The sequence below is a fragment of the Pseudomonas sp. K5002 genome (genome assembly GCF_013386655.1).
Taxonomy (GTDB): Bacteria; Pseudomonadota; Gammaproteobacteria; order Pseudomonadales; family Pseudomonadaceae; genus Aquipseudomonas.
Map to the genome: position 1 here is coordinate 1 of NZ_JACARK010000916.1, position 1,021 is coordinate 1,021.

General features: G+C 66.8%; 1 protein-coding gene. It reads right to left on the reverse strand.

All coding sequences use genetic code 11. The features are described from left to right. A partial coding sequence (locus HX846_RS30950) for a pyridoxal phosphate-dependent aminotransferase (protein ID WP_178966851.1) occupies window positions 1-952 on the reverse strand: 952 nt, incomplete at its 3' end. Window positions 953-1,021: the final 69 nt, after the last annotated feature.

Genomic DNA, 1,021 nt, shown 5'->3' on the forward strand with positions numbered 1-1,021 from the left:
CTGGCGTGTCGTTCAGCAACTGGACCATCAAGTCCCGGCGCGCCTGGAACACCCGGCGGCTGTCGCGGATGAAATCCCTGGGGCCTTCCAGTGCAGCGAGGGCCGCCTGTTGCGAGATCGAACAGGCGCCGGAGGTCTGCTGGCCCTGGAGTTTTTCCATGGCCTCCAGCAGCCAGCGTGGGCCGGTGGCGAAACCGATGCGCCAGCCGGTCATGGCGTAGGCCTTGGACACGCCGTTCATGGTCAATGTGCGCGGTGCCAGCCGGGGTTCAACCTGGGCCAGGGTATGGAACACCTGGCCGTCGAAGATCAGGTGCTCGTAGATGTCGTCCGCCAGGATCAGCACCTGCGGGTGGGCCAACAGCACTTCGGCCAGCGCCCGTAGCTCGCCCTCGCTGTACACCGCACCGGTGGGGTTGGACGGTGAGTTGAGGATCAGCCAGCGCGTCTGCGGGGTCATTGCAGCGGCCAGGGCCTCGGGTGTCAGCTTGAAACCGCTGTTGGCATTGCAAGTGACGATGCGCGCCTCGCCGCCGCACAGTTGCACCATCTCCGGGTAACTGACCCAGTACGGCGCGGGCACGATCACCTCGTCGCCTTCATTGAGGGTGGCCGCCAGGGCGTTGTAGATCACCTGCTTGCCGCCGTTGCACACGAGGGTGTCCTGCCAGGACACGTCCAGGCCGTTTTCGCGCCGGAACTTCGCCGCCACCGCCTCCCGCAGGGCCCGCGCACCGGCCACCTGGGTGTAGCGGGTATGCCCGGTTTCAATGGCCTGGATCGCGGCTTCGCGGATATGCGCCGGGGTGTCGAAATCCGGTTCGCCGGCGCACAGCGAGATAATCTGCGCGCCTTGCGCCCGGCGTTCGGCGACGCGGTCCATGATGCGATAGGTGGCAGACGGTTGTGCGCTGGCCAGGCGCGGGTTCAGCCGCTGGATATCGGCGCTCATCGGCTGATCGCCTCAAACTGTGCGTCGTGCATCACCTCGACCACCGAGCGCCCGCTGCGCACGGCCTGC